The sequence below is a fragment of the Nocardia uniformis NBRC 13702 genome (genome assembly GCF_001613345.1).
Taxonomy (GTDB): Bacteria; Actinomycetota; Actinomycetes; order Mycobacteriales; family Mycobacteriaceae; genus Nocardia; species Nocardia uniformis.
Genome location: NZ_BDCE01000101.1, coordinates 1 through 22929 on the forward strand (window position 1 = coordinate 1; position 22929 = coordinate 22929).

General features: G+C 67.5%; 21 protein-coding genes and 1 pseudogene. 11 read left to right on the forward strand and 11 right to left on the reverse strand.

The genetic code is table 11. The features are described from left to right. Positions 1-825 (forward strand): annotated as a pseudogene (locus tag NU1_RS42425) (acyl-CoA synthetase); the annotation flags it as partial. A 66-nt stretch (positions 826-891) separates the two neighbouring features. On the opposite strand, the gene rffA reads toward NU1_RS42425, so the two are convergent. Further along, on the reverse strand, positions 892-2031 hold the full coding sequence (gene rffA / locus NU1_RS35430) for a dTDP-4-amino-4,6-dideoxygalactose transaminase (protein ID WP_067528459.1): 1140 nt from the start codon (positions 2029-2031) through the stop codon (positions 892-894). 214 nt (positions 2032-2245) lie between these two features. Here rffA and NU1_RS35435 point away from each other — a divergent pair, with 214 nt between their 5' ends. From NU1_RS35435 to NU1_RS35445, 3 genes are all read left to right on the forward strand, one after another. Beyond that, positions 2246-4519, forward strand: coding sequence for a hypothetical protein (locus tag NU1_RS35435; protein WP_084522110.1), 2274 nt, complete (start codon positions 2246-2248; stop codon positions 4517-4519). Between the two features lie 29 nt (positions 4520-4548). After that, positions 4549-5013: a GtrA family protein gene (locus NU1_RS35440; RefSeq protein ID WP_067528499.1), complete on the forward strand. Its 465-nt coding sequence runs from the start codon at positions 4549-4551 to the stop codon at positions 5011-5013. A gap of 107 nt (positions 5014-5120) precedes the next feature. After that, positions 5121-5720: a class I SAM-dependent methyltransferase gene (locus NU1_RS35445; protein WP_067528501.1), complete on the forward strand. Its 600-nt coding sequence runs from the start codon at positions 5121-5123 to the stop codon at positions 5718-5720. 117 nt (positions 5721-5837) lie between these two features. Here NU1_RS35445 and NU1_RS35450 read toward each other — a convergent pair whose 3' ends face one another. Next, on the reverse strand, positions 5838-6944 hold the full coding sequence (locus NU1_RS35450; RefSeq protein WP_084522111.1) for a glycosyltransferase: 1107 nt from the start codon (positions 6942-6944) through the stop codon (positions 5838-5840). A 431-nt stretch (positions 6945-7375) separates the two neighbouring features. Here NU1_RS35450 and NU1_RS35455 point away from each other — a divergent pair, with 431 nt between their 5' ends. Then, positions 7376-7600, forward strand: coding sequence for a Trm112 family protein (locus NU1_RS35455; RefSeq protein WP_067528465.1), 225 nt, complete (start codon positions 7376-7378; stop codon positions 7598-7600). 180 nt (positions 7601-7780) lie between these two features. Here NU1_RS35455 and NU1_RS35460 read toward each other — a convergent pair whose 3' ends face one another. The 3 genes from NU1_RS35460 to NU1_RS35470 all read right to left on the reverse strand — a co-directional run bounded on the left by NU1_RS35460 (position 7781) and on the right by NU1_RS35470 (position 9970). Continuing rightward, positions 7781-8377 carry a TetR/AcrR family transcriptional regulator gene (locus NU1_RS35460; protein WP_067528466.1) on the reverse strand — a complete coding sequence of 199 codons (597 nt, stop codon included), beginning with the start codon at positions 8375-8377 and terminating at the stop codon, positions 7781-7783. 79 nt (positions 8378-8456) lie between these two features. After that, on the reverse strand, positions 8457-9245 hold the full coding sequence (locus NU1_RS35465) for an ABC transporter permease (RefSeq protein ID WP_067528467.1): 789 nt from the start codon (positions 9243-9245) through the stop codon (positions 8457-8459). Further along, positions 9242-9970 carry an ABC transporter ATP-binding protein gene (locus NU1_RS35470; RefSeq protein WP_067528469.1) on the reverse strand — a complete coding sequence of 243 codons (729 nt, stop codon included), beginning with the start codon at positions 9968-9970 and terminating at the stop codon, positions 9242-9244. The genes NU1_RS35465 and NU1_RS35470 overlap by 4 nt, the downstream gene beginning before the upstream one ends. Positions 9971-10325: 355 nt before the next feature. Between NU1_RS35470 and NU1_RS35475 the strand changes: the two genes are divergently transcribed. Next, positions 10326-11390, forward strand: a complete 1065-nt coding sequence (locus tag NU1_RS35475) for an NAD-dependent epimerase/dehydratase family protein (protein ID WP_067528471.1) — start codon at positions 10326-10328, stop codon at positions 11388-11390. Between the two features lie 286 nt (positions 11391-11676). Here the strand turns inward: NU1_RS35475 and NU1_RS35480 are convergent, their stop codons facing one another. From NU1_RS35480 to NU1_RS43610, 3 genes are read right to left on the reverse strand one after another with little or no spacing between them, the layout of a single operon-like run. Beyond that, complete coding sequence (locus tag NU1_RS35480; RefSeq protein ID WP_067528473.1) at positions 11677-12711, reverse strand: sensor histidine kinase; 1035 nt, start codon at positions 12709-12711, stop codon at positions 11677-11679. Continuing rightward, on the reverse strand, positions 12701-13435 hold the full coding sequence (locus tag NU1_RS35485; protein WP_157553457.1) for a response regulator transcription factor: 735 nt from the start codon (positions 13433-13435) through the stop codon (positions 12701-12703). The genes NU1_RS35480 and NU1_RS35485 overlap by 11 nt, the downstream gene beginning before the upstream one ends. Further along, positions 13432-15069 carry a hypothetical protein gene (locus tag NU1_RS43610; RefSeq protein WP_245720459.1) on the reverse strand — a complete coding sequence of 546 codons (1638 nt, stop codon included), beginning with the start codon at positions 15067-15069 and terminating at the stop codon, positions 13432-13434. The genes NU1_RS35485 and NU1_RS43610 overlap by 4 nt, the downstream gene beginning before the upstream one ends. A gap of 124 nt (positions 15070-15193) precedes the next feature. Here NU1_RS43610 and NU1_RS35495 point away from each other — a divergent pair, with 124 nt between their 5' ends. From NU1_RS35495 to NU1_RS35515, 5 genes are all read left to right on the forward strand, one after another. After that, complete coding sequence (locus NU1_RS35495; RefSeq protein ID WP_067528475.1) at positions 15194-15859, forward strand: glycosyltransferase family 2 protein; 666 nt, start codon at positions 15194-15196, stop codon at positions 15857-15859. A 323-nt stretch (positions 15860-16182) separates the two neighbouring features. After that, entirely contained in the window at positions 16183-16857 is a 675-nt protein-coding gene (locus tag NU1_RS35500) for a TIGR04282 family arsenosugar biosynthesis glycosyltransferase (protein ID WP_067528509.1), read from the forward strand. 256 nt (positions 16858-17113) lie between these two features. Next, positions 17114-18592, forward strand: a complete 1479-nt coding sequence (locus NU1_RS35505; protein WP_371859868.1) for a molybdopterin-dependent oxidoreductase — start codon at positions 17114-17116, stop codon at positions 18590-18592. Beyond that, positions 18589-19014 carry a hypothetical protein gene (locus NU1_RS35510; protein WP_067528477.1) on the forward strand — a complete coding sequence of 142 codons (426 nt, stop codon included), beginning with the start codon at positions 18589-18591 and terminating at the stop codon, positions 19012-19014. Before NU1_RS35505 ends, NU1_RS35510 begins: the two co-directional genes overlap by 4 nt. A 2-nt stretch (positions 19015-19016) precedes the next feature. Further along, positions 19017-19721 carry a flavodoxin family protein gene (locus NU1_RS35515; RefSeq protein WP_067528478.1) on the forward strand — a complete coding sequence of 235 codons (705 nt, stop codon included), beginning with the start codon at positions 19017-19019 and terminating at the stop codon, positions 19719-19721. A gap of 16 nt (positions 19722-19737) precedes the next feature. On the opposite strand, the gene NU1_RS35520 is transcribed toward NU1_RS35515, so the two are convergent. The 3 genes from NU1_RS35520 to NU1_RS35530 all read right to left on the reverse strand — a co-directional run bounded on the left by NU1_RS35520 (position 19738) and on the right by NU1_RS35530 (position 22844). Beyond that, a complete protein-coding gene (locus NU1_RS35520; protein ID WP_067528479.1) occupies positions 19738-21258 on the reverse strand; it encodes a multicopper oxidase family protein in 1521 nt (506 codons plus the stop codon). A 250-nt stretch (positions 21259-21508) separates the two neighbouring features. Beyond that, a complete protein-coding gene (locus tag NU1_RS35525; protein WP_067528481.1) occupies positions 21509-22228 on the reverse strand; it encodes a DsbA family oxidoreductase in 720 nt (239 codons plus the stop codon). 127 nt (positions 22229-22355) lie between these two features. Next, positions 22356-22844 carry a MarR family transcriptional regulator gene (locus NU1_RS35530; RefSeq protein WP_067528484.1) on the reverse strand — a complete coding sequence of 163 codons (489 nt, stop codon included), beginning with the start codon at positions 22842-22844 and terminating at the stop codon, positions 22356-22358. Between the last annotated feature and the right edge of the window lie 85 nt (positions 22845-22929).

The following is a 22929-nucleotide window of genomic DNA, read 5'->3' on the forward strand; positions in this document are numbered from 1 at the left end:
TTCCCCAATGGGCATCCGCATCCCATTCGCCTGTTCATCGGCTCCGGTATGCCCGAGGGTCTGTGGCGGCGCACCCAGGACCGATTCAGTCCGGCGCGGGTACTCGAGTTCTACGCCTCCATAGAGGGGGATGTGGTGCTGGCCAATGTCTCCGGCCACAAGGTCGGTTCCAAGGGACGCCCGGTGCCCGGCACCGCCAAGGTCGAACTCATCGCCTATGACTCGCTGACCGAGGAAATCCTGATCGACGATGCGGGTTTCGCGCGTCGCTGCGCCGATAACGAGGTGGGCCTGCTCATCGGCACCGCCTCCGATACCGTCGATCTCTCCCGTGGCGGCCTGCGCGGTGTCTTCGCTCCCGGTGACGCCTGGATGCCGACGGAGAACCTTTTCCGCCGTGACAGCGATGGCGACTACTGGTTGATGGATCGCCGCGACACGGTCATCCATACCCCGCGCGGCCCGGTCTACACCCATCCGATTGTCGAAGTACTCAATGACATCACGGCCACGGATATGGAAGTCGCCTACGGCCTCCCCGCCGGTGACCGCATCCTCGCCGTCGCCGCCCTGAGCATTCGTACCGGCTACCGCCTGGAACCCCGGGATATCTCGGAGGCCCTCCGAGCCCTGGCCCCCGATCAGCGCCCCGATATCGTCTACGTCGTCGACGACATCCCCCGCAGCTCCACCTACCGCCCGTCGACCCGGGCGGTCCAGGCGGCGGGCAACCCGCAGCCGGGTGAGCGCACCTGGTGGTACAACCGCGACACCGACAACTACGAGATCCTCACCGCGGATCTGGCGGAACGCCTGTTCGCCTGAGCCGCAGCCGAATACGAATCGCGCCCTTCCTCAATTGTGGAAGGGGCGCGGCTCGTGGGAAAGCGTTCAGACCGTGAACTCGGTGACCGCGTCGACTACCCGGGACACCTGCTCATCGGTGAGACCCGGCCACAGGGGCAGGCGCACAACGGTTCCGGAGAATTCGGCGCTGCGCACGCACGGCACCGGGGTGCGGCCGAGTTTGAGTCCGGCGGGGCTGGAATCGAGCGGGACGTAGTGGAACGGTGCCACGATGCCGCGTTCGGCCAGATGTCCGATCAGGTCGTCGCGGCGGTCCTCGGTGGGCAGTCGCAGGTAGTAGAGGTGTGCGGTGTGTTCGCGGTCGTCGGGCACCGTCATGAGTCGAATATCGTTGCGGCGGGCCCACTCCGGGAGTCCGGCGGCGTAGCCGTCCCACACCCGGTGCCGGTTGGCCTGAATGATGTCGAATTCCGCGAGTTGGGCGTCCAGTACCGCGGCATTGAGTTCACTGGGCAGGTAGCTGGAACCGATGTCCTGCCAGGAGTACTTGTCGACCGCGCCGCGCAGGAAGCGCGCCCGGTCGGTGCCCTTCTCGCGAATGATCTCGGCGCGGGCCATCAGGATTTCGTCGGTCAGCAGGACCGCGCCACCCTCACCGCAGTGCACATTCTTGGTGTCGTGGAAGCTGAGCGCGCCGACGGTGCCGATCGTTCCCAAAGACCGTCCGCGCCAGCGGCCGCCGAGGCCGTGGGCATTGTCCTCGATGATCGCGAAGCCGTGCGCCCGCGACAGCGCCAGCAGACCTGCCATATCCGCGCCCACCCCGCCGTAGTGGATGACCACGACCGCCTTGGTGCGATCGGTGACCACCGCGGCCACCGCGTCGGGATCGAGATTGCCGGTCGCGAGATCGATATCGGCGAAAACCACTGTCGCCCCGCGCAACGCCATGGCGGTCGCGGTGGAGGTGAACGCGAAGCTGGGCACGATCACTTCGTCATCGGGGCCGAGTTCCAGTAGCAGGCCCGCCATTTCGAGGGCATGCGTGCACGAGGTGGTGAGCAGTGCGTGCGGCGCCTCGGTAATGGTCTTCAGCTTGGCGGTGGCGGCGGCGGTGAACTGGCCGTCGCCGTGGCTGTGGTCCGAGTCGAGCACGGTCCCGAGATTGGCCAGCTCGCTGCTGGCGCGGAACGGGCGGCTGAAGATGATGCGGTCCGTGCTCACCCGTTCGGTCCCCTCGTGGCGGTAGGCAGTGGCTCCTGATCATCGGGTAACTCGCCGAACACCAGAGCCCGAGCCGTCGAACTTTAACACGGTGCGCGTCCGGATTTTCCACCGTGGGAAGCGAAATCGTGCTGGGTGCGGTGTCGGTGCCGGGGACACCCTGTAGGGTCTGGAACTCGTGGTCGACAGTGGAGATCTCGTTACTCGACGTGCGGTGTACCGATGGGGATCCGTCACCGCGGTCGGGGTGCTGCTCGGGTATGCGGCGGTATTGCTGGCCGATATCCGGCACTTCTATACCGACGACACCGAATCGCAGTACGCGCCCCTCTGGGTGATGCTCGGCCGCGCCCTGCGCGAGGGCCGATTCCCGGTGATGGTTCCCGACCAATGGATGTCGGGTAACTACACCATGGAGGAGGCGGGCCTGTTCAATCCGCCGCAGCTGCTGATCGATCTGATCGCGCCGTCGGTACCGAATCTGGCCGTGTACGCCACCATCGTCAAACTCGTCTTCTCGATCCTCGCCGGACTCGGTGTGTACCGGGTGTGCCTGGTCTACGGCGCGCGCCCGGAATGGTCGGCTGTGGCGGGTGTGGCATTCCCCTTCACCGGCTTCTTCCTCTTCTTCGATACCGCCAGCTGGATGACCGCGCTCGCCGGTACCGCGTGGACGCTGCACGCCTGGGCGGCGGCGGTGCGGTATGTGCGCGGTCCCGGCGGGAGCGACGGGCCCGGAGACGGCAGCCTGCGTAACCACGGAGGGCACCGCGGACGCCGCATTGGATACGGCGGACCGATTCCGGTGTTCGTCTATCTGTACCTGGCGATTTCGGTGCAGTACATCTTCCCGGCGGTCGAGGCCGTGCTCATGCTGGTCGCCGTCGCGGTGGGCGAGCTCGTCACCCGCAGCGGCTGGCAGCCGGTATTGCGGCTCGCGGCGGCGGCGGGCTGCGCCGGATTGGCCGGTCTGCTGACCTTCCTGCCGTCCATGCTGTCGGCCAAGGTCAGCTGGCGCGGCACCGCGCAGATCAATAACGACCAATTCCTGACGGTGCCGTGGTCGGAATCGTTGAACGCCAGCCTGCCGAGCACCCTGCCTGCCTTCAGTTCGTGGTGGGGTTATGTGCAGCCGCTGCCCATGACCTATATCGCCTGGTTCCTGATTCCGGCGCTGGCCTTCGTGGACTGGCGTGCGGCGCGCGAACATTGGCAGCAGTTCGTCTCCATCGCCATGTTCGCCATTATGGCGCTCATGTGGACCGCCGGGCCCGGCACCATAGGCCCGCTGCGCTGGCCCGCGCGAGTACTGCCCATGGTGGCCATCGGATTGTTGGTGCTGGTGTGTGTGCTGCTGGGCCGATTCGCCACGGTGCGGGACTGGCGCGGGCGCGGTATCGCCGCCGGTGTGCTGATTCTCCTGCTGTGGGTGCGCACGTTCTCCGCCGATCCGCACAATGTGGGTTGGCATGTGCTGTCCGCCGTGGTGGTCGCCGGACTCACCGCGGCGGCGGTGTGGCTGGGCCGCACCCGGGGCACGGCCGCGGCGTGCCTGCTGACCCTCGCCGCTGTCTTCCCGATCGCCTATTTCCAGGTGCGCAGCATCCAGCCCAATCACATGTCGTGGAATCTGCCCGCCGATCGCGAGGAAGCCATGGCGGCCTTCCCGGATTTCGAGGGCACCAACCTGCAACTGGGTGACCGCGGTCTGCTGCAACCGGGGGAGAACAGCCTCGACGGCGCGTACGGCTCCCTGGTCTTCGGCAATTACGCCAAGGATCTGGAACTGAACTACGTGCAGGGCTATACCCCCAACGGCCACTTCTACTTCGGTGAGATGACCTGTATGCGCTGGGACGGCAGCACCTGCCCCGATGCCTACCACCGCATGTTCACCCCGGAACCCACCACCGGTCGCACCCTGGTCGATCTGATGCTGCTGGACCGGGTGATCCTGCAACGCGCCATGTACCCCGACGCCCGCACCCAGCCCGCCCCCGAGGGCTGGCACTGGGTCGACTATCCGGGCCACGAACGGTGGATCTCGGTGCTGGAGCGCGATAGTGGCCCGATCTCGACGGTGAACGGCCGGGTGGCCGATGCCCGCGATGTCACCGCCACCTCGCTGGCCGAGAACGAGACCACCAGTCGCGTCCGAGTCTCCTCGGAAACCGGTGGCCGAATCGTCTTCGCGCGACTGGGCTGGCCCGGCTACCGCGCTACCCTCGACGGCAACGACATCTCGTTCATCACGGTCGCGAATTCCTTTGTCGCCGTCGATATCCCGGCTGGCACCCAGAACGCGGAACTGGTGCTGACCTGGCGGCCACCGGGCTGGAAGATCGGCATTGCTACCGGGGTCGCCGGTATCGCCGGAATCGCGGTATTGCAGTGGTTCCATCTCCGCTCTCGCCGCGACGACGAGGACAACACGCCGGGCGAATCACCAGGCGAGCCGGAACGTGAACTGGCAGGCTCGGTTTCGTGAGTACCGCCGACTTCGCACCCGAGCGGATCGTGGCGCCGGATCTCGATCCGGCGCCCGCGGCCCCGCCCGGTCTGCTGCTGCGCGTGGTGCGACGGCAGGAGGTCGCGTTCGCCCTGGTCGGCGGCTTCAATACCGCGCTCGGCATGATATTGACCGTTATGTGGCTGACCATTCTGGACGGCAAGGTCTCATCGCCCGTCGCGGTGGCCTTGGCCCCGGCGCTGGCCTACGCCCTCAGTATCGTGGTGGCGTTCGTGCTGCATCGCACGCTGGTCTTCCGCGTCCGCGGTCATGCCCTGCGTGATTTCGTGGCCTTCGTCGGCGTGAATTCCGGTGGACTGCTGCTGAATCTGGTGCTGCTCCAGGTGGCGGTGTCGGTGCTGCACGCCCCCCAGAAACCCGCCGCCGTGGTGGTCATGGGTCTGGTCGCGATCGTGAGTTTCTTCGGCCACCGGCATATTTCCTTCCGCCGCAGCGAGACCCAGCACCCATAGACTCACCGGGTCGGGCGAGATCCACGCCACAGCGGAAGCGGGCAAACCGGACAGCTGGCATAGTGCAGGACACGGAAGTCGTTGTCTGCCATCTGTTCAGGGAACTCGTGAGTACCAACCTCATCTACCGGCACGGAACGGTCTACGAACTGCTGATGCGCGGCCTGTACGGTCGGCACTACCGCGCCCGGTATCGGGCCGTCGCCTCGCGCATTCCCGGGGGCGCGGACGTACTCGACCTCTGTTGTGGACCGGCCACCCTGTACACGCGTCATCTGCGCGGCAATTCCGTGCGATACACCGGACTCGACCTCAACGAACGCTTCATCGCCCGGCTCGAGCGGGCCGGTGCCAGCGGTCAGGTGTGGGATCTGCACTCCGAAACTCCGCTGCCCGCCGCCGACTACGTGGTCATGCAGGCGAGCCTCTACCACTTCCTGCCCGATCCCGAACCCGTCATCGACCGCATGCTGGCCGCCGCGCGCCACGGGGTGCTCATTGCCGAGCCGGTTCGGAATCTGACCGCCAGCGACAATCGCGTACTGGCCGGAATCGGTAGCCGATTCACCGATCCGGGCGACGGCGAACAACCGCGCCGCTTCACCGAGGAAACCCTCGACGAACTATTCCGGGGGTACCCCGAACACGTCGAGGAGCGGACCTTGATCGCGGGCGGTCGGGAGAAGCTCTACGTGCTCAGGCCATAGGCTTCGCTGCCACACGCCGGAATGACGGGTGGGCGCGTGCCGCAGTGATGGGCGGGCGCGTGCCGGAATGATGGGAGGGCGCGTGCCGGAATGACGGGCGGGCGGGTGTGCCGTGGCTCAGCTCGCGACGGGTTCGGTCCTCTGGTCGTCGAGTACGCCCCGGGCGTGGTGCGAGTTCTGGTGCTCCGGGCGCGGCGTCGGTGTATCGACGGTCAGATACAGCGGCTTACCCACCAGAATGTGCAGCGCGACCCCGAGGTACTCGGCAATCAGGCCGAGCGAGAACAGGATCGCCCCCGAACACAGCAGCAGCACCACAATGGTCGAGGCCCAACCCTCGGGAGCCCAGTCGGATCGGGTGAGTGCCTGGAACACAATGAGGGCGGCGAGGGCGGCGCCGGCCAGGCCCAAGGTCACCCCGAGCATGCTGACCAGGCGCAGGCCGCGGGTTCCGCTACACAGCACCATCTTCCAGAACAGCGAGAACAGGCGGCGGTAGTTGTAGCCGGATTCCTCGCGGCCCTCGGCGCGCAACGTCACCGGGACCTGGGCGACGGTATCGACCACCCAGGTCAGCGCCACATCGAGGTAGACGCCATTGGAGGCGACCTCGGCGAGTTGGCGGCCGATGGCACCGCGAATCAGCCGGTAGCTTTCGAACCGGGTGGAATCCGGGAATGCGAATACGGTGGCCAGCACCAGTTTCGCGCCGCGCGAGGTCAGATTGCGCAGGAAGCCGTGCGGCCGGGTATTGCTGGGTTTCGAGTAGATCAGATCGGCGCGCCGCTGTAGTGCCGCGTCCAGGAATGCGCCGATGAAGACGGGATCGTGCTGGCCGTCCTCGTCCATGGTGACGATCCAGTCGCCGCGCGCGGCGGACATGCCGGCAATGGTCGCCGCGTCCTGGCCGAAATTGCGGCTGAGCCAGACGGTGCGCACCTCGTCGTAGGTCCCCTGCAAATCCTCCATCACCACATCGGAGCGGTCGGGCCCGTGATCGTGGACGAGGATGATCTCCTCGATCACGAAGGGCACACCGCCCGGCGTCTCGGTGGGCGCGGTCAACCGGTGCAGTTCGGTGACCAGAGCGCCGATGGTGTGCTCACCGCGATACACCGGCACCACAACCGATACCGCGTGCGGCCGGTCGATACCGGGCCGGGAGGGCTGGCCCGTCGAAGCTTCGACATCGGAGTGGTACATACGTCGGGAAGGAATCGGCATCAGCTGAATCGACTTTCGATGACGGTGTGCCGGTGCTCCTCGCGGGACAGCAGAGCCCGAGCCGGGGTGAACTCTAACACGGTACGAAATGCCGTCTCCGGCACCGCGAACACCCTCGCATGAGCGTGTCATCAGCGGCGTTACGACACACTGACGAGAGCCGTGTCGCGCTGCAGGGTTGGGAATTCGTGATGGGCAGTGCGGTTTCTACGGTGGCCTCGACCGGGGACAACCCCCATTCCGGAGGATGGTTCGAGCGAACCCGATGCGTGTCGGACGGTACTGCGCTGAGGTGCGGTCACCGTGCGCGGAGTGGTCCTCGGCGACGCGGCGGCCGCGCGGCCGTCGGCCGAGCCGGAACGCGAACTGGCGGGCCCGGTGTCACGAGTACGATTCCGGGCCGCCCAGGAACACCCGGTAGGTTAACGGTCATGCCGGAGGAAACCACGTTGGACGCCACCCTGCTCAGCCTGCTGGCCTGCCCGCAGGACAAGGGCCCGCTACTGCTGGTCCGCGATGCGGACGGCGACAGCTTGCTCTACAACCCGCGTCTGCGCCGCGCCTACCCGATCGACAATGGGATTCCGGTGCTGCTGGTGGACGAGGCCCGCGATGTCTCGGACGCCGAGCACGAAAGCTTCACCGCCCAGAGCTGACCGCGCCACGACTGCGCCCGCGCTGATCGCCCCGTCGTTCCGGCGTGGCTGATCGCTCTGTCGTTTCGGCGTGGCCGAACATCCCGTCGTTCCGGCGTGCTTTTGGCCGGAATCCACCACCAGCTGTTGACGCGTCGCGGGTATGGACCCCGGCCGAAAGTGTGCCGGGATGACGAGTGCCTACAGGTCGAGTTCACCGGTGAGGTAGCGCTGCAATGTCGGCCCCACGGTGGCGGCCAACTCGTCCAGGCTCATGGACGCCAACGGCTCGATCTCCAGGACCTTGCGTGTCACCAGCAGGCCGATCATTTGCGATGCGGCCAGTACCACCCGCTTGGTCCCGGTGCCCGGCGGCGAATCCACCCGGGCGCGAACATCTTTCAATGCCACCTCCACCAGGAAGGTGCGCGCCAGTGTCGGATCGCCGCCGCCGAGCAGACTGCGGAAGGCGGCCACCGCCTGGACACCGATGGGGGAGTCCCAGATTCCGACGACCGTACGAATGACGGTCTCGCCCAGGATTTCATCGGGGACGGCGGCGATGGCGGCGCGAATAATGGCGGGGTCGGCCGGGATATCCAGTGCGGCGGTGAGCAATTGCTGCTTGGTCCCGAAATAGTGGTGCACCAGCGCCGGATCCACACCCGCCGCGGTCGCGATGGAGCGAATGGATGCCTTATCGAAGCCGACCTCCGCGAACCGCGCCCGGGCGGCGTCGAGAATCGCCTCCCGGGTGCCGGATCGTCCGGGTCTGCGCCCGCTGTGTCCGCCGCTCATCGTCGTCACGTTGGTTCCTCGACCGATGAGCGCCGCTCCGGTGCCGCGCCGCGAACGGCCGCCCCCGGGCCCGACCCGCTCACGCGGTGCGCCGCCGGAGCGTGGCCGCAGCGAGACACAGTGCGGCAGCGGCGAATAGCGCCACTATGGCGAGGTCGCGCCACATCTCACCGGTGGCGCCGGGATGCTCGGACACCTCCTGTAGCGCCGACACGGCGTAGCTCAGCGGCAGGACATTGCTTACCGCCTCCAGCCATCCCGGCAGTTCACCGCGTGGCACCAGCAGCCCACACAGGAAGAACTGCGGTCCCACAATGACCGGCATGAACTGCACGGCCTGAAATTCGGTGCGCGCGAACGCACTCGCCAGTAGTCCGAGCGCGACACCCAGTATCGCGTCCACCACCGCGATGAGCAGGACCAGCCAAATGCTGCCCGCCGCACGCAGATCCAATAGCCAGAAGGACACCAGGCACGCCACCCCGGCCTGTCCGGCGGCGGCAATCGAGAACGCCGACCCATATCCGGCGAGCAGGTCGAGTTTCGACAGCGGTGTGGTCAGCAGCCGCTCGAGGGTGCCCGATACGCGTTCACGCTGCATGGCGATGGCGGTGATCAGGAACATGACAATGAACGGCAGAATGCCGAGCATGCTGATACCGACCCGATCGAACAGCCGCGGTGCACCCGGCGGGGTCGGCGAATCCTGGTAGACGAAGTACAGCAGCGATAGCAGGAGCGCGGGCACCAGCAGCAGCATGGCCACGGTCCGGTGATCGGCGCGCAGCTGTTTCAGGATGCGCGCGGTGGTGGCGGTGTAGCAGCGCAGCGGTCGTGGCCCGGTGGGCCGGGTGACGGTGGTGGTCATGACCGTCCTCCCATCTTGATGAGCGCGAGAAACGCGTTCTCCAGGCTGGATTCGCCGGTATCGGCGCGTAGTTCGTCTGGGCTGAGTTGGGCGAGTAGATAACCGTCGCGCATGAGCAGCAGTTGATCGCAGTGCTCGGCCTCGTCCATCACATGACTCGACACCAGTAGGGTGCGCCCCTGTTCGGCGAGCGTGTGGAACTGATTCCACAGTTCCACCCGCAGTACCGGATCGAGTCCGACCGTGGGTTCGTCCAGGACGAGCACCTCCGGATCGGCCACCAGCGCACACGCCAGCGACGCCCGCGTCCGCTGCCCGCCGGAGAGCTGATTGCCGCGCTGCGCGGCGTGTTCGCTCAGCCCGACGGCGTCGACGGCCGCCGCCACCTGCTCGCGCGAAGCGCCGTACAGCGCACCGAAATACGAGACATTGTCGGTGACGGTCAGATCGTCGTAAATGCTGGGAGCCTGCGTCACGTATCCGACTCGCGCCCGCAGTCCGGGCGACCCCGCCTCCTCGGCCAGCACCCGCACCGACCCGGATTCGATGATCTGAGTGCCGACAATGCTGCGCATGAGCGTGGTTTTCCCGCATCCGGACGGGCCGAGTAGTCCGGTAATGGAGCCGCGCGGAACGGTGAGCGAAATATCGTGCAGAACTTGTCGTCCGCCGCGATCGACGCGCAGATTGTCGACCTCGACGACGGGCGGGGGGTTAGGTGCCATGGTGGGTCACCCTCAATTCATCGAGTGTTGAATTCACTGTGTGGTGAATTCTGCGCGCAACCGCGAGCGAATGCAAGGGGTCGAGGCGTGTCTAGGGCCGAACACGCCGCGGAGCGCGCCGACGGTGGTTGTAGGAAGACTGGCCTGAGCGCTCAACTGCTACGCCATCACCGCCGCCACACCGTCGCCGCCGCAACCGCCGTTGCTACGTCGTCGCGATCGCCGCTGTCGCCGATTCCGACGCGCCAAAGGATGACGAATCACTGACGTACGCACCAAGACGGCCTGTCGCGCGGCGAGATGCGGCGGCGCTGACGACAATCGCCGGTATGACCGCTGCCGCTCCCGATGGAGGATGCTCGTGCGCGTATTGCTGACCGGTGCTGCCGGATTCATCGGTTCCCATATCCGACGGGCGCTCGAGGGCGCGGGGCATGATGTGGTCGCCATCGACTTCATGCTGGCCGCCGCGCACGGTCGCGACGCTGCCCCGCCGATCGGCGTCTACCGCGTGGACGTGCGTGATCCCGACGCCCTCGACCTGCGGCTGCGCGGTATCGACGCGGTCTGCCATCAGGCGGCGGTGGTCGGTGCCGGGGTCAGTGCGCAGGACGCGCCCGCCTATGCCAGCCACAATGATCTCGGCACGGCGGTACTGCTCGCCGCCATGGACCGGGCGCGCTGCCGGCACCTGGTGCTCGCCTCATCCATGGTGGTGTACGGCGAGGGCCGGTACGTCGATTCCTCCGGCGATTCGGTCGTGCCGAGCCCACGCCGCCGCGAGGACCTGGACCGCGGCCGCTTCGACCACCTCGATTCGGCGGGTGCACCCGTCGCCTGGGCACCCGTCGATGAGGACACACCGCTGTCACCGCGCAGTCTCTACGCCGCCAGCAAGGCCGCGCAGGAGCATTACGCCGCCGCCTGGGCCGTCGCCACCGGGTCGACCGTCACCGCACTGCGCTACCACAATGTCTACGGTCCCGAGATGCCCAGGGATACACCGTATTCCGGCGTGGCCGCGATCTTCCGCTCCATGCTGGCGGCGGGTGAAGCCCCGCGTGTCTTCGAAGACGGCTGCCAGGCCCGCGATTTCGTGCACGTCCACGATATCGCCGCCGCCAACCTGGCGGCCGTGGAACGGCCCCTCGGCGATTTCGCGCCATTGAATATCGCCTCGGGTCATCCGGTCACCATTGGCGAGGTGGCGGCGGTACTGGCCGGAGCGCACGGCGGGAAACCGCCCGTCGTCACCGGTGAATACCGCTCCGGCGACGTCCGGCATATTGTGGCGAGCCCCGAACGTGCCCGCCGCACACTGGATTTCATCGCTGAGGTGACACCGGCCGTCGGTCTGGCGGAGTTCACCTCCGCGCCGCTGCGCACCGCCGTCGCGGCGGGTGCCCCGACCTGGCGCTGAATACGGGGACCGAAAGCGCCGAATCCGCGCGCCGTCACCCCGGCATGCTTGTCGGGCACGTCCTGGTCGGAGGTGGATTCCGGCTCGAGAACACGCCGGTGCGACGAGGGGTGCCGTCGACCTGTACTGGGGTTCATTGCGCGATGTCGGCACTGCTCCCGGTTATTCGGGGCGGCTTCGGTCAGGATCCACCACGCGACAGGGTGGATTCCGGTCACAAGCACGCCGGAATGACGGAGGCGGCTCAGCGTGTGTCACGGGCGCACCCGGGCATCGATCTTGCCGGTCAACGATTCGCGCCGCCGTTCAGCAATGGCAGCCGTATCTCGAAACGTGCGCCCTGCTCGCGGTTCTCGACCCGGATATCCCCGTGATGCGCGGCGACCAGCCCGGCGGCAATGGCCAGGCCCATACCGCTGCTGCTGCCGAGACCGGCCGCGCCGGGGGAGCGGGCCGTGGTACCCCGGTAGGCGACCTCGAAGATGCGGGGCAGGTCGGTATCGGCGATGCCGGGGCCGGTGTCATCGACACGGGTCCAGGCCTGCCCATCCTTCGTGCCCGCGGAGATATCTATGCGTCCGCCCGGCGGGGTGTGGGCGATGGCATTGGCGACGAGATTGGTCAGTACCCGGGTCAGTGCCCGATCGCTGCCGGACACCAGGATGCGTTCCTCGGGTTGCCGTGCGCTGAGGGTGATCCGGGCGCGCTGCGCGGTCGGCTGATTGGCGGCGAGTACCTCGTCGATGAGTTCGCGCAGATCCACCGGTTCCAGGGCGAGCCGCAGCGCTCCGGCATTGATCTTCGACATCTCGAATAGGTCGTCCACCATGGCGGAGAGCCGATTGGTTTCCCGCACAATCGCTTCGGCATAGCGCGTCACCTCGTCCGGTTCGGCCACGACCTCGTCGGCGAGGGCCTCACCCATGGCGCGGATTCCGGCCAACGGGGTACGTAGATCGTGGCTCACCCACGCCACCAGTTCCCGACGTGACCGTTCCGCCGCCCGCTCCTGCTCCCGCATCTGCCGCTCCCACACCGTGGCTCGCGCCTGCGCCCGCCCGAGCAGGATGGCGGCGGGCACGGTGACGGCGGTCACCACACCGATGACGGTGGCGGTGCGCGCCAACTCATCGGTGAACATCAGGCCGCTCACCGCGACCACGCCGCTGAGCGTGGCCAGGGTCGGGATCAGTACCAGCACGGCCATACTCGTTGTCATGGCGCGGTTGCGGGTGTAGCGCAACAGCAGCGCGCCCACCGCCACCACCGGCAGCGATCCGGCCAGGGCGTAGCCGATCAGTCCGAGCGTGTCAGTCGGCACGGTGGGGCTCCTCCGCAGCCGAGCTGCGCGGTAACTCACCGGAATCGGCACGCTCCCACGCATATCCGCGTCCCCACACGGTGTCGATGCGGTGCGCGGCCCCGAGCTTGGCGCGCAGACGCTTGATATGCACGGTCACCGTGGACAAATCCCCGAAGGTCCATCCCCACACCTCGGCGAGCAGTTCGTTGCGGCTGAACACGCGATGCGGATTGGTGAGCAGGAAGGCGAGCAGATCGAATTCGCGGGCGGTCAAATCGACAGCGGCACCGTCGATTCGGACGGTACGCGCCGACCGGCGCAACTCGATCTCGCCACTGCGCACCACCTCCTCGGCACTCGCCGGCGCGGCCCGGGCGCGGCGGAGCACCGAGGCCACCCGCAGTGCCAGTTCCCGCGGACTGAACGGCTTTGTCACGTAATCATCGGCCCCCGAACGCAATCCGAGTATCCGATCATCCTCCTCACCGAGTGCGGTGAGCAGAATGATCGGCGTATCCGGATGCGGCCCGGACCGCACCATGCGGGTCAGCTCGATACCGTCCGGCGGCGGCATCATCACATCCAGTACGGCCAGATCGATGTCATCGCGCGCCAGCACTTCCGCTGTGGCGGGCCCGTCCGCGGTCTCGATCACAGTCATGCCGTCCCGCTCCAGATACCGCCGCACCACCTCGCGGACCACCGGGTCATCATCGGCAACCAGAATGCGCGTGGATATCACCAATTCGTCAGAATCAAATGAGCGATCAACAGTGTGCCCAGCGCCTGCACTGCCAGCCAGACTCGCACATCCCGCCGCGGCAGCAGGGCCGTCCCGGCCAGCACCCACACCTCGAACGGCAACCAAATCCGTTCCGTCTCCGCCTTACTCAACCCGCTGAGGTCGGCGAGCAGAATCGCCGCCAGCCCGGCCACGGCCATGAGCGCGGCCGGATCGACGACGGCGCGCCACCGGCCGATACCCGCGCCGAGGGCGACGAGACGCCCGGCGGCCACTGGTGTGTCGGCCGCGCCGAGGGTCGACGTCTCGGCAGTCGAGTCGGGAGTCGCTCGTGCGGTGGCGGAGGTGACAGGAGTCGTCGAGTCGGCAGTCGTTTCCGCGGATGCTGACGTGGAAGCTCTGACGCGAGTCGCCATCTCGGCGGTCGAGTCGGTGGCGCCCGCGTCTGCGGTGGGCGGCGCGAGCGGATGGTGTGCGGCGGTGGTTCGATTCGACGAAAGCCCCCGCCACAGCGCGGGCAGGTGCAGCTGCCGGATGGCCCGGTGCAGGGCGGCGGCCGACGCCAGGCCGACCGCGCACACCGTTGCCGCGAGATTGGCCCATACCCAGTACGAGTACGGGCGCTCGCTGGCTATGCCCTGGTAATACCGTTCCACCACAAGGTGATAGCCGTCGAACCACCAGAAGCCGGTGGCCGTGAACGCGCCGACAACGAGCAGCATCCCGATCGCCACCGGGACGACGGGGCGGACGGTGCGGGCGGCGAGTACCGCCAGCGCCGGAACCACCATCAGGACCAGGCCGTAGCTGAGATAGAGCCCGAATCCGAATAGCACGCCCGAACCCAGGGCGGCGACGACCCAGCCCGCACGCTGTCGAGTCGCGATCGCCAGCAGGGCCACCGCCCACGCCGTCACCCCCGCGAACAGTGCGTCCGCCGACACCGCCAGCCAGACGGCGGCCGGGGCCAGGGCGAGGAAGGGTGCCGCGGCGCGGGCACGGTCCTCGGAGCCGAGTGCCCGCAATGTCACCACGACGGCGATGGCCGCGGCACATCCGGTGAGCATGCACAGCAGCGCCGCCCACGCGCCGCCGCCGAGTCCGATCCGGTCCAGCACGACGAAGGTCAGCAAGGCCCCGGGTGGATGCCCGGAGACGTGGGTGGTCCAGGAGTCCGGTTGGAAATCCAGGATGCGGCTGGAGAACCCGCGCAGCATGGCGGCGATGTCGGTGACACCGTCGACTTCGTGCAGGTATTCGTGATCGGAGGTGAGGCGCTCGGCGAACCCGCGCTGCCAGCCATCCACCATGGCCAGCGCGAACGCCCATGCCACCGCCGTCACCCAGGTGACCGCGAGCAGTGGCCGCCAGGGGAGTCGCCGCGCGGTGGCGGGACCGTAGGCGACGACGAGGACGGCGATCGCGATGGCGGGTGCGCTGCCCCAGCCGATATGCGGTAGCCAGTCGCCGAACAGTGGTGCGGCCCCGGCGTAGAGCCGATCCCGCCACTGTTTGCCCATAATTCGCGGAATCAGCATGGCGGCGGTGACGAGCACGGCCGCGCCCACGGCCCAACGCACATCGGCTCGGCGTGTCAGGTCACGCGGAATCGAGGTGACAGGTGTGGTCCGCACGGCCACCACCCTAGGCCGCCACACCGCCAGAACTGCCGTAGACGAGATGTCCGTACAGGTCCGTCATACTTTTGTCACCGATGTCCAGCGGCTATTTCGGCTCTCGCGGTTCTACGGTCTAGACGTGACCGAATCGAACGAGGTATCCGGCGTCACCGTGGTAATTCCGTGTCGCGACGAGGCAGGTGCCCTGCCCGGCGTACTTTCGGCAATCCCGACCGGCTATCGGGTGATCGTGGTGGACAACGGATCCACCGACAACACCGCGGCCGTCGCCCGCGCGGCGGGAGCGCTCGTCATCGAGGAATCGACACCCGGCTACGGCAGCGCCGTCCATGCCGGAGTACTCGCCGCCAGTACCGGCGTGGTAGCGGTACTCGACGGCGACGGCTCCATGGACCCGCGCGAACTACCCTCTCTGCTGGCCGAATTGGCTCCCGATGTGGATATGGTCGTCGGCCGCCGCCGCCCCGTGCGATCCCACGCCTGGCCGTGGCATGCCCGGCTCGGGAATCTCCTGGTGGCCGCCCGCCTCCGCCACCGCTACGGCCTGCCGGTCCACGACATCGCCGCCATGCGTGTCATCCGCCGCGCACCCCTCGTGGCTCTCGGCCCCCTCCATCCGCGCTCGGGCTACCCCCTCGCACTCCTGGTGGCGGCCGCCCGCGCGGGTTGGCGGCTGGTCGAACGCGACATCACCTACCGCCCGCGAACCCATGGGACATCCAAGGTTTCGGGCTCGGTACGCGGCACCGTCCACGCGGCACAGGACTTCTGGAGCGTTCGATGACCGACACCGTCCACGCCACCGGCACAGGCACCGTCCACGCCACCGGCGTCTCGTCTCGTCGCGCCCACCCTGACTCGCCCGCGACCGACCGGCCCGGGCGCTCGATGGGCCACACCGCATCCGCGTTCGATGGTGCGGTATCCGCGACGGGCACCACCTGCCTGGTTCGCGCTGCCGACCGCTCGGCGGACTTTCCTGCCAATGGGTCTCATGATGTCGGTGCCGCGGCAGATTCCGCTGTCGGAGGTTCGCGCGACGTCGGCCCGGCGGCGGACCCGGTCGCCTATTCGGCCCAGCGCCGCACGGCTACGGCGTCCGAGCCGCTGCCCGCCACCTTGCTCGTGGTCGCCAAAGCGCCGATCGCCGGGTTCGCCAAAACTCGGCTGACACCGCCACTCTCGCCGCGCGAGGGAGCCCAGCTGGCGGCTGCCGCATTGCTGGACACCCTCGACGCCATGCGCGCCGCCGACGTCCGCCATCGCGTGGTGGCCTGGACCGGTGAACTCGCCGACGCCGAGGAATCCGACGAAATCGCGGTGGCGCTACGGGATTTCACCGTGATCCCGCAGCGCGGTACGGGCTTTGCCCAACGTCTCGCCGCCGCGCACGCCGATGCCGCGTGTTTCGGTCTGCCCATCGTCCAGATCGGTATGGACACCCCGCAGGTCGGTGCCGACCGGCTCACCGCCGCGGCCGCCCGGCTCACCGGACCGCACGACGCGGTGCTGGGCCCGGCGGCCGACGGCGGCTGGTGGGCGCTGGGCTGGACCGATTCCCGGGCGGCGCCACTGCTCGGCGAGGTGCCCATGTCCACCCCGCGCACCGGCGAGCTGACCCGGGAAATGCTGGACCGCTGCGGCTATGACGTCCACCGCCTACCCGTGCTCACCGACGTGGACACCTACGACGACGCCCTCGCCGTCGCCGGGCGGTCATCCGGCCGTTTCGCCGCCGCACTCCGCCGCGTCAGCGCCATCCATTCGGAGGCCCGGCTGTGACCGCCCCGTGCCAGCGCCTGGCCCTGATAGCTCGCCGCGGCGACGAGCGGGCGTGCCTTGCCCATGGTTTCATTCCGCAAGCCGACGCCGGTGCGGTGGCCACAAACGTCGGAGGTGGGGCTATTCGTCATCCCGGCGCGCTATTGGCCGGGATCCATCACGCGGGGTGTGGGTTCCGGCCACAAGCATGCCGGAATGACGGGGCGGGGCGTACCCCGGATATTGCTGGACACCGGACTCGGCGGCCATGGCCATGATGAGCAACGACGAGTCGGGGGTGGCGGAACACAGTGACGGCCAGCCGCTCCCGACCCACGACGACAACTCGGTGGGAAGCGGTCTGCTCCTGCCATCGGTTATCGCCCATCGCATCTCGCCCGCGCGCGGTCCGGCGGTGGCGGCCCGCGTCGGGATCATGCTCGGTGCGGCCGTCACGATCTGCTTCCTGACGGGCCTGCTGAGCCATTGGATTCAACATCCGCCGACCTGGTTCGTCTGGCCCGTGTACCCGGTGTGGCTGTACCGGGTCACCCAGGGCGCGCACGTCATCTCCGGTGTGGTCGCGATACCGCTACTGCTCGTGAAGCTCTGGTCGGTCTACCCGCGCCTGTACGCGCGCCCGCTGTTCGGCAATCCGCTGCGTGCCCTGGAGCGGGGATCCATTGCGCTGCTGGTGGGTTCGGTCATCTTCCAGCTGGTCACGGGCCTGTTCAATACCGCCCAGAACTATCCCTGGCGCTTCTTCTTCACCACCAGCCACTACGCCATGGCCTATGTCGCGGCAGGCGCGCTGGCAATACACCTGGCGGTGAAACTGCCCGTGGTGCGCGAGGCGCTCGCACAACCGCTCGTGAGTCACGGTCTGCCCGAATCGGATTCCGGGGAGCGACCGGCGAACTCGGTGGCAGACATGGCGGATTCCCCGGGGTCTTCGGCAGATATGGCGGATCCGGCGGCGGGCTCCCCGGGGTCGGCGGGAGGTTCCCCGAACCCGGTGGCAGGCACCGGGGGAGTTTCGGAGGACTTCGTCAGTGCGGCGCGCGGCCTTGCGAAGCCGGGGGAGTCGCCGGTGCGGCCGACGCCGCGCGCACGGACAGGTCCGCGATCCGCGCCGCAGATCCCGCAGTCCCCGGCAGCGGGCGGGATATCGCGTCGTGTGGTGCTCGGTACGGCGGCCTTCGGCGCGGCGGTCGCGGCGCTGGCCGTCGCGGGGCAGACCGTCCCATTCCTGCGCTGGCTCGCCGTCCTCGCCCCACGCAGCGGTGAAGGGCCACAGGGTGTTCCGATCAACCGCACCGCCGCCGAGGCGGGGGTGACCGAGCGCGCCACCGCGCCCGATTACGCATTGACCGTCGTACTCGGCGACCGGCGACGCACCTTCACCCGCGCCGACCTGACCGCACTACCGCAACACGACGCCGTACTGCCCATCGCCTGTGTGGAGGGCTGGAGCGCGTCGGCGCGCTGGTCGGGTATTCGGCTGCGCGATCTCCTCGCCGCCGTCGGCGAATATCGCGGCGGCGAGCTGCGATTCACCTCGCTGGAGGACAGCGGCATCTACCGCACCTCGGTGCTGCCACGTCCGCACGCCATTGCCGCCGACACCCTGGTCGCACTGCGACTCAATGGTTCCGACCTGAATATCGACCACGGCTACCCCTGCCGATTGATCGCACCGAACCGCCCCGGGGTGCTCCAGACGAAATGGCTCGCGACCATCGAGGAGCTCATATGACCGCTGTGCGTCTCCTGCTCGCCGCCCTCGGTATCTGGCTCGCGGCCATGGGTGTCACCGACCTGTTGGACATGACCCGCACCGATCTGCTGTCGATCGTATTCTGGTTCGTCGGAGGCATTCTCGTGCACGACGCGGTCTTCGCTCCGCTGTGCGCGGCGCTCGGCGTCGCCGCACACCGCGTGCTTCCGGCACGGGCCTGGGCCCCGGTGGCCTGCGGCGCTGTCGCCACCGTCACCCTCGTGCTCATCGCCGTACCGGTACTCGCTCCCGGCGGGGCGAATGCCGACAATCCCACCGTCCGCGACCGCCCGTACGCGCTCGGCCTGACCATCGCGGTGGTGACCGTGTGGGTGCTGGTCGCGATATCCACGGCCGCATCGCGACGGATCCGACCGCACCACCGAATGAAAGGTCGATAGCTATGCCAGATTTCGCCGATCTGCGTGCCCTGTTCATCAACTGCACGCTGAAGCGCTCCCCGGAACGCAGCAATACCCAGGGCCTGATCGATCTGTCCGCACATATCATGGCGAAGAACGGCGTCGCCGTCTCCCATATCCGTCCCGTCGATCACGCCATCGCCACCGGCGTCTGGCCGGATATGACCGAGCACGGCTGGGAGACCGACGAATGGCCGGCCCTGCAACGCCAGGTCATGGACGCCCACATTCTCGTCCTGGCGGGACCGATCTGGTTGGGCGACAACAGCTCCGTGATGAAGCAGGTGATCGAGCGGCTGTACGCCAACTCCAGTGTCCTCAATGCCGCCGGGCAGTACGCCTACTACGGCCGCGTCGGCGGTTGCCTCATTACCGGCAATGAGGACGGCATCAAACACTGCGCCATGAATGTCCTCTACAGCCTGCAGCACATCGGTTACAGCATTCCGCCGCAGGCCGACGCGGGTTGGATCGGGGAGGCCGGTCCGGGCCCCTCGTACCTGGATCCCGGATCCGGCGGGCCGGACAATGATTTCACCAATCGCAACACCACCTTCATGACCTGGAACCTCATGCACCTGGCCCGCCTCCTGATCGACGCGGGCGGATTCCCGATCGGCGGCAATCAGCGCGGCGAATGGGATGCGGGCTGCCGCTTCGACTTCGAGAATCCCGAATACCGCTGAGCAGAAAGACAATCCGTCAGTGCCCGCCGTGCCGCGGTGGTGTGCCCGCGGCGCCGCCCGGCTCGACCACCACGAACTGCCCCATCATGCCGCGATCCTCGTGCCAGAGCAGGTGGCAGTGGAACATATACGGTGTATCCGGATCCGCGGGCCCGTCGAAGCGCACCGCGAGCCGCACGGTGCTGTTGGGTCCGATGTACACGGTGTCCTTCGGTCCGCGCAGCGCGGCGGGCGGTGCGGAGCCGTCCACCGACAGCACCCGGAACTGCACATCGTGAATATGGAAATTGTGTGGCATGCCATCGGCATTGCGCACAACCCAGGTCTCGGTGGTGCCGCGCGTAATGGTGGCGTCGATGCGGTTCATATCCATGGGCTGCCCATTGATTTGCGCGAACCGTAGATCGAAGGTGCGCTCCCGCGCCGAAGCCGAACCGTCCGGAGTCTGCTGCGCCACCAACGTGGCGGGCAATTGCGGTGTGGGGCGCAAGGTTTCGGCAGCGCGCAGCTGGAGGATATCGAACGAGTCATCACCGCCGGAGAAGCGCTGGGTGAAGAAATCCAGCCCGGCCGCCAGTGGGTAACCGCGCAGCGCCACCCGCTCACCGGGACGCATCCGCACCACGATTTCGGCCCGCTCACCCGGCGAAAGCTGCACCCGGTCCAGGTCCGCGGGCCGCTCCAACAGCCCACCATCGGTGCCGATCAACGCGAACTCGCGATCATCGGCGAATCCGAAGTTGTAGATACGCGCGGTGGAGGCATTGAGCAGCCGCAGCCGAATCAGTTCATCGCCCACCTCGCGATAGGGCGACAGCGTGCCGTTCACCAGGATCCGGTCACCGAGGAATCCGATATCCCGGAATATCCGGTGTGAGCCGTCGAACGCGCCGTTGCGAAAACGCACGTCCTGCACCATGACCGGCAGATCATCGACCCCGTAGGTGCGCGGCAGTGCCAGTGTGTCGGATTCATCGTCGTCGAGAATGAACATCCCCGCCAATCCGCGCCGCACATGAGATTCGGTCTCCCCGTGCGGATGTGGGTGATACCAGAGCGTCGCGGCGGGCTGATCGACCTGCCACTGTGGCGTCCAGGTGGCCCCGGCCGCGACCGGCTGATGCGGCCCGCCATCCATGACCGGCGGCAGATGCATTCCGTGCCAGTGCACGGAGGAAGTTTCCGGCAACCCGTTCCGGACCACGACCCGCACCGGTTCACCCCGCCGCGCCCGCAATGTCGGCCCCAGATGGTCGCCATTGAACCCCCACGTCGGCGTCACCCGCCCGGGCTCGAATTCCCGCTGCCCCGAACGCATATCGAGCTGGAATACCCGAGTCCCGTCCGCCTCCAACCGAGACTGCGCCAATGGCGGCACCGCGAGTTCCCTATCGAAATCCACCACACCGACCGTCGATACGTCCGCGGTAGTGAACACCCACGCGAACCCGGACCCCACGGCGAGCACCAGAACCAATAGAAGTGCGGCCGAGCCGACAAGAACCCGCCGCACCCGCGACCGACGTACCGATGACATACCCGTAACGCTAGGAAATCCCAGGTCACCGCCACATCAGGTAGCGCCCCCATCTTGTCCCCGGCCACACCCTGAGGCCTCCATGACGCATCCCCGAGTCGAGCCCGCCCAAACGGAATGGTGGGCCTACGTCGGATTCGATGACGAGCGCGGCCGTTCGGCCCCCGCCATCCTTCCCGGGGCGCACCGCGTTCGCGCAGCCGCGATTACAGCCAGTACCCGGATTGAGACCGGGGTAGCGGATTCGCGATCAATCCCGTTGCGGCACAGCGCAACCGTCGGGTCCGCAGGCGTCCGCGTCGGCGAGCACCTCGAGCTCCGGTTCCTGATCGCTCCAGGCCCGTTCGAGGGCCTGCTCGAAAACCTCCGACGGTTGCGCACCGGAAATCCCGTACTTGCGGTCGATGACGAAGAACGGCACTCCGCGCGCACCCAGCCGCGCCGCCTCGGCCTCATCGGCGCGCACCGCATCGGCGTAGGCATCGGGATCGGCCAGGACGGCCCGCACATCCGCCTCGTCGAATCCGGCCGCGGCCGCCACCTCGACCAGTCGCTCGGTAGCGCCGAACAGCGGTCGCTCATCGGCGAAATTCGCTTCGTACAGGGCGTCCAGCAGTGCGTCCTGCCGCCCCTTGGCGAGCGCGAAGTGCAGCAGCCGGTGCATATCGAAGCTGCTACCGAAGTCGCGCCCCTCGGTCCGGTACTTCAGGCCCATCGCCTCGGCCTGCGCTCCGATACCGCGCTCATTGGCGGCGGCCTGCGCCTCACTGATGCCGTACTTCTCCGCGATATGCGGCACCACCGCATCGCTGTGGCCCGGGTCCAGCGTCGGATCCAATTCGAATGACCGATGCACCACCTCGACGGCGTCGCGATGCGCGAACCCCTCGAGGGCCTCCTCGAATCGCCGCTTGCCCAGGTAACAGAACGGGCAATTGATATCGGTCCAGATCTCGACCTGCACAGCCATGGCACCTCACTCGACGAAACGTCACGGCCCGGGTTCTTCCCGGCCGTGGATGCGCGAACACCACGTGGTTGCAACCGCACCACCTGTGCGAATGTTCCCTATGGCCCAGGTCACGGGCGTGCGGCGCTCAGTCCGTCAACTCCCGCGCCGATTCCGCACCCGCCGTGCCGGTGCGCCGGAGGAAGTCCGCGATTACCTCGAGCTCGGCCGCGGTGTACCGGGCACAGACCTCGTCCATCCGTCCGTTCATCCCCGAGAGCACCTGGTACAGCTCGGAATTGCGTTCGCGCACCGACCGAACGGTTATGGCGCGTCGGTCGGCCGCATCCGGATCGCGTTCGCGCACGATCCAGCCCGCCCGCTGCAACCGATCGAGAATGCCGGTCAATGTCGCCGGATGTAACCCGGCCTGCCGTGCCAACGCACTCGGCGTGAGCGGACCGTGCCGGTTGATCAGGTCCAGGCAGGTCCAGTCCGCGTCCTTGAGCTCGATCCGGCCGCCGAAGCGCCGGTTGAGCAGCGACAGCTGCGTATTCAAATCGCGCAGGCTCTCCTTGACCGCGGTGGTGAGCCGCCGGTGCTCACGGGAGGTGCCACGATCTCTTACGGAATTCATACTGTACGACTTTCATATTAGATCGTATGGTTTACATATGATACGACGTCCGAAGGAGTTGGCGTCGTAGCGACAGAGGAAAACA

What these genes read in the sequence shown, in the direction of transcription:
- NU1_RS35450 (WP_084522111.1), bottom strand. Translation starts at nt 6,944, where the DNA reads ATGCCGATTCCTTCCCGACGTATGTACCACTCCGATGTCGAAGCTTCG.
- NU1_RS35455 (WP_067528465.1), top strand. Translation starts at nt 7,376, where the DNA reads ATGCCGGAGGAAACCACGTTGGACGCCACCCTGCTCAGCCTGCTGGCC.
- NU1_RS35460 (WP_067528466.1), bottom strand. Translation starts at nt 8,377, where the DNA reads ATGAGCGGCGGACACAGCGGGCGCAGACCCGGACGATCCGGCACCCGG.
- NU1_RS35465 (WP_067528467.1), bottom strand. Translation starts at nt 9,245, where the DNA reads ATGACCACCACCGTCACCCGGCCCACCGGGCCACGACCGCTGCGCTGC.
- NU1_RS35470 (WP_067528469.1), bottom strand. Translation starts at nt 9,970, where the DNA reads ATGGCACCTAACCCCCCGCCCGTCGTCGAGGTCGACAATCTGCGCGTC.
- NU1_RS35475 (WP_067528471.1), top strand. Translation starts at nt 10,326, where the DNA reads ATGCTCGTGCGCGTATTGCTGACCGGTGCTGCCGGATTCATCGGTTCC.
- NU1_RS35505 (WP_371859868.1), top strand. Translation starts at nt 17,114, where the DNA reads ATGAGCAACGACGAGTCGGGGGTGGCGGAACACAGTGACGGCCAGCCG.
- NU1_RS35510 (WP_067528477.1), top strand. Translation starts at nt 18,589, where the DNA reads ATGACCGCTGTGCGTCTCCTGCTCGCCGCCCTCGGTATCTGGCTCGCG.
- NU1_RS35515 (WP_067528478.1), top strand. Translation starts at nt 19,017, where the DNA reads ATGCCAGATTTCGCCGATCTGCGTGCCCTGTTCATCAACTGCACGCTG.
- NU1_RS35520 (WP_067528479.1), bottom strand. Translation starts at nt 21,258, where the DNA reads ATGTCATCGGTACGTCGGTCGCGGGTGCGGCGGGTTCTTGTCGGCTCG.
- NU1_RS35525 (WP_067528481.1), bottom strand. Translation starts at nt 22,228, where the DNA reads ATGGCTGTGCAGGTCGAGATCTGGACCGATATCAATTGCCCGTTCTGT.
- NU1_RS35530 (WP_067528484.1), bottom strand. Translation starts at nt 22,844, where the DNA reads ATGAATTCCGTAAGAGATCGTGGCACCTCCCGTGAGCACCGGCGGCTC.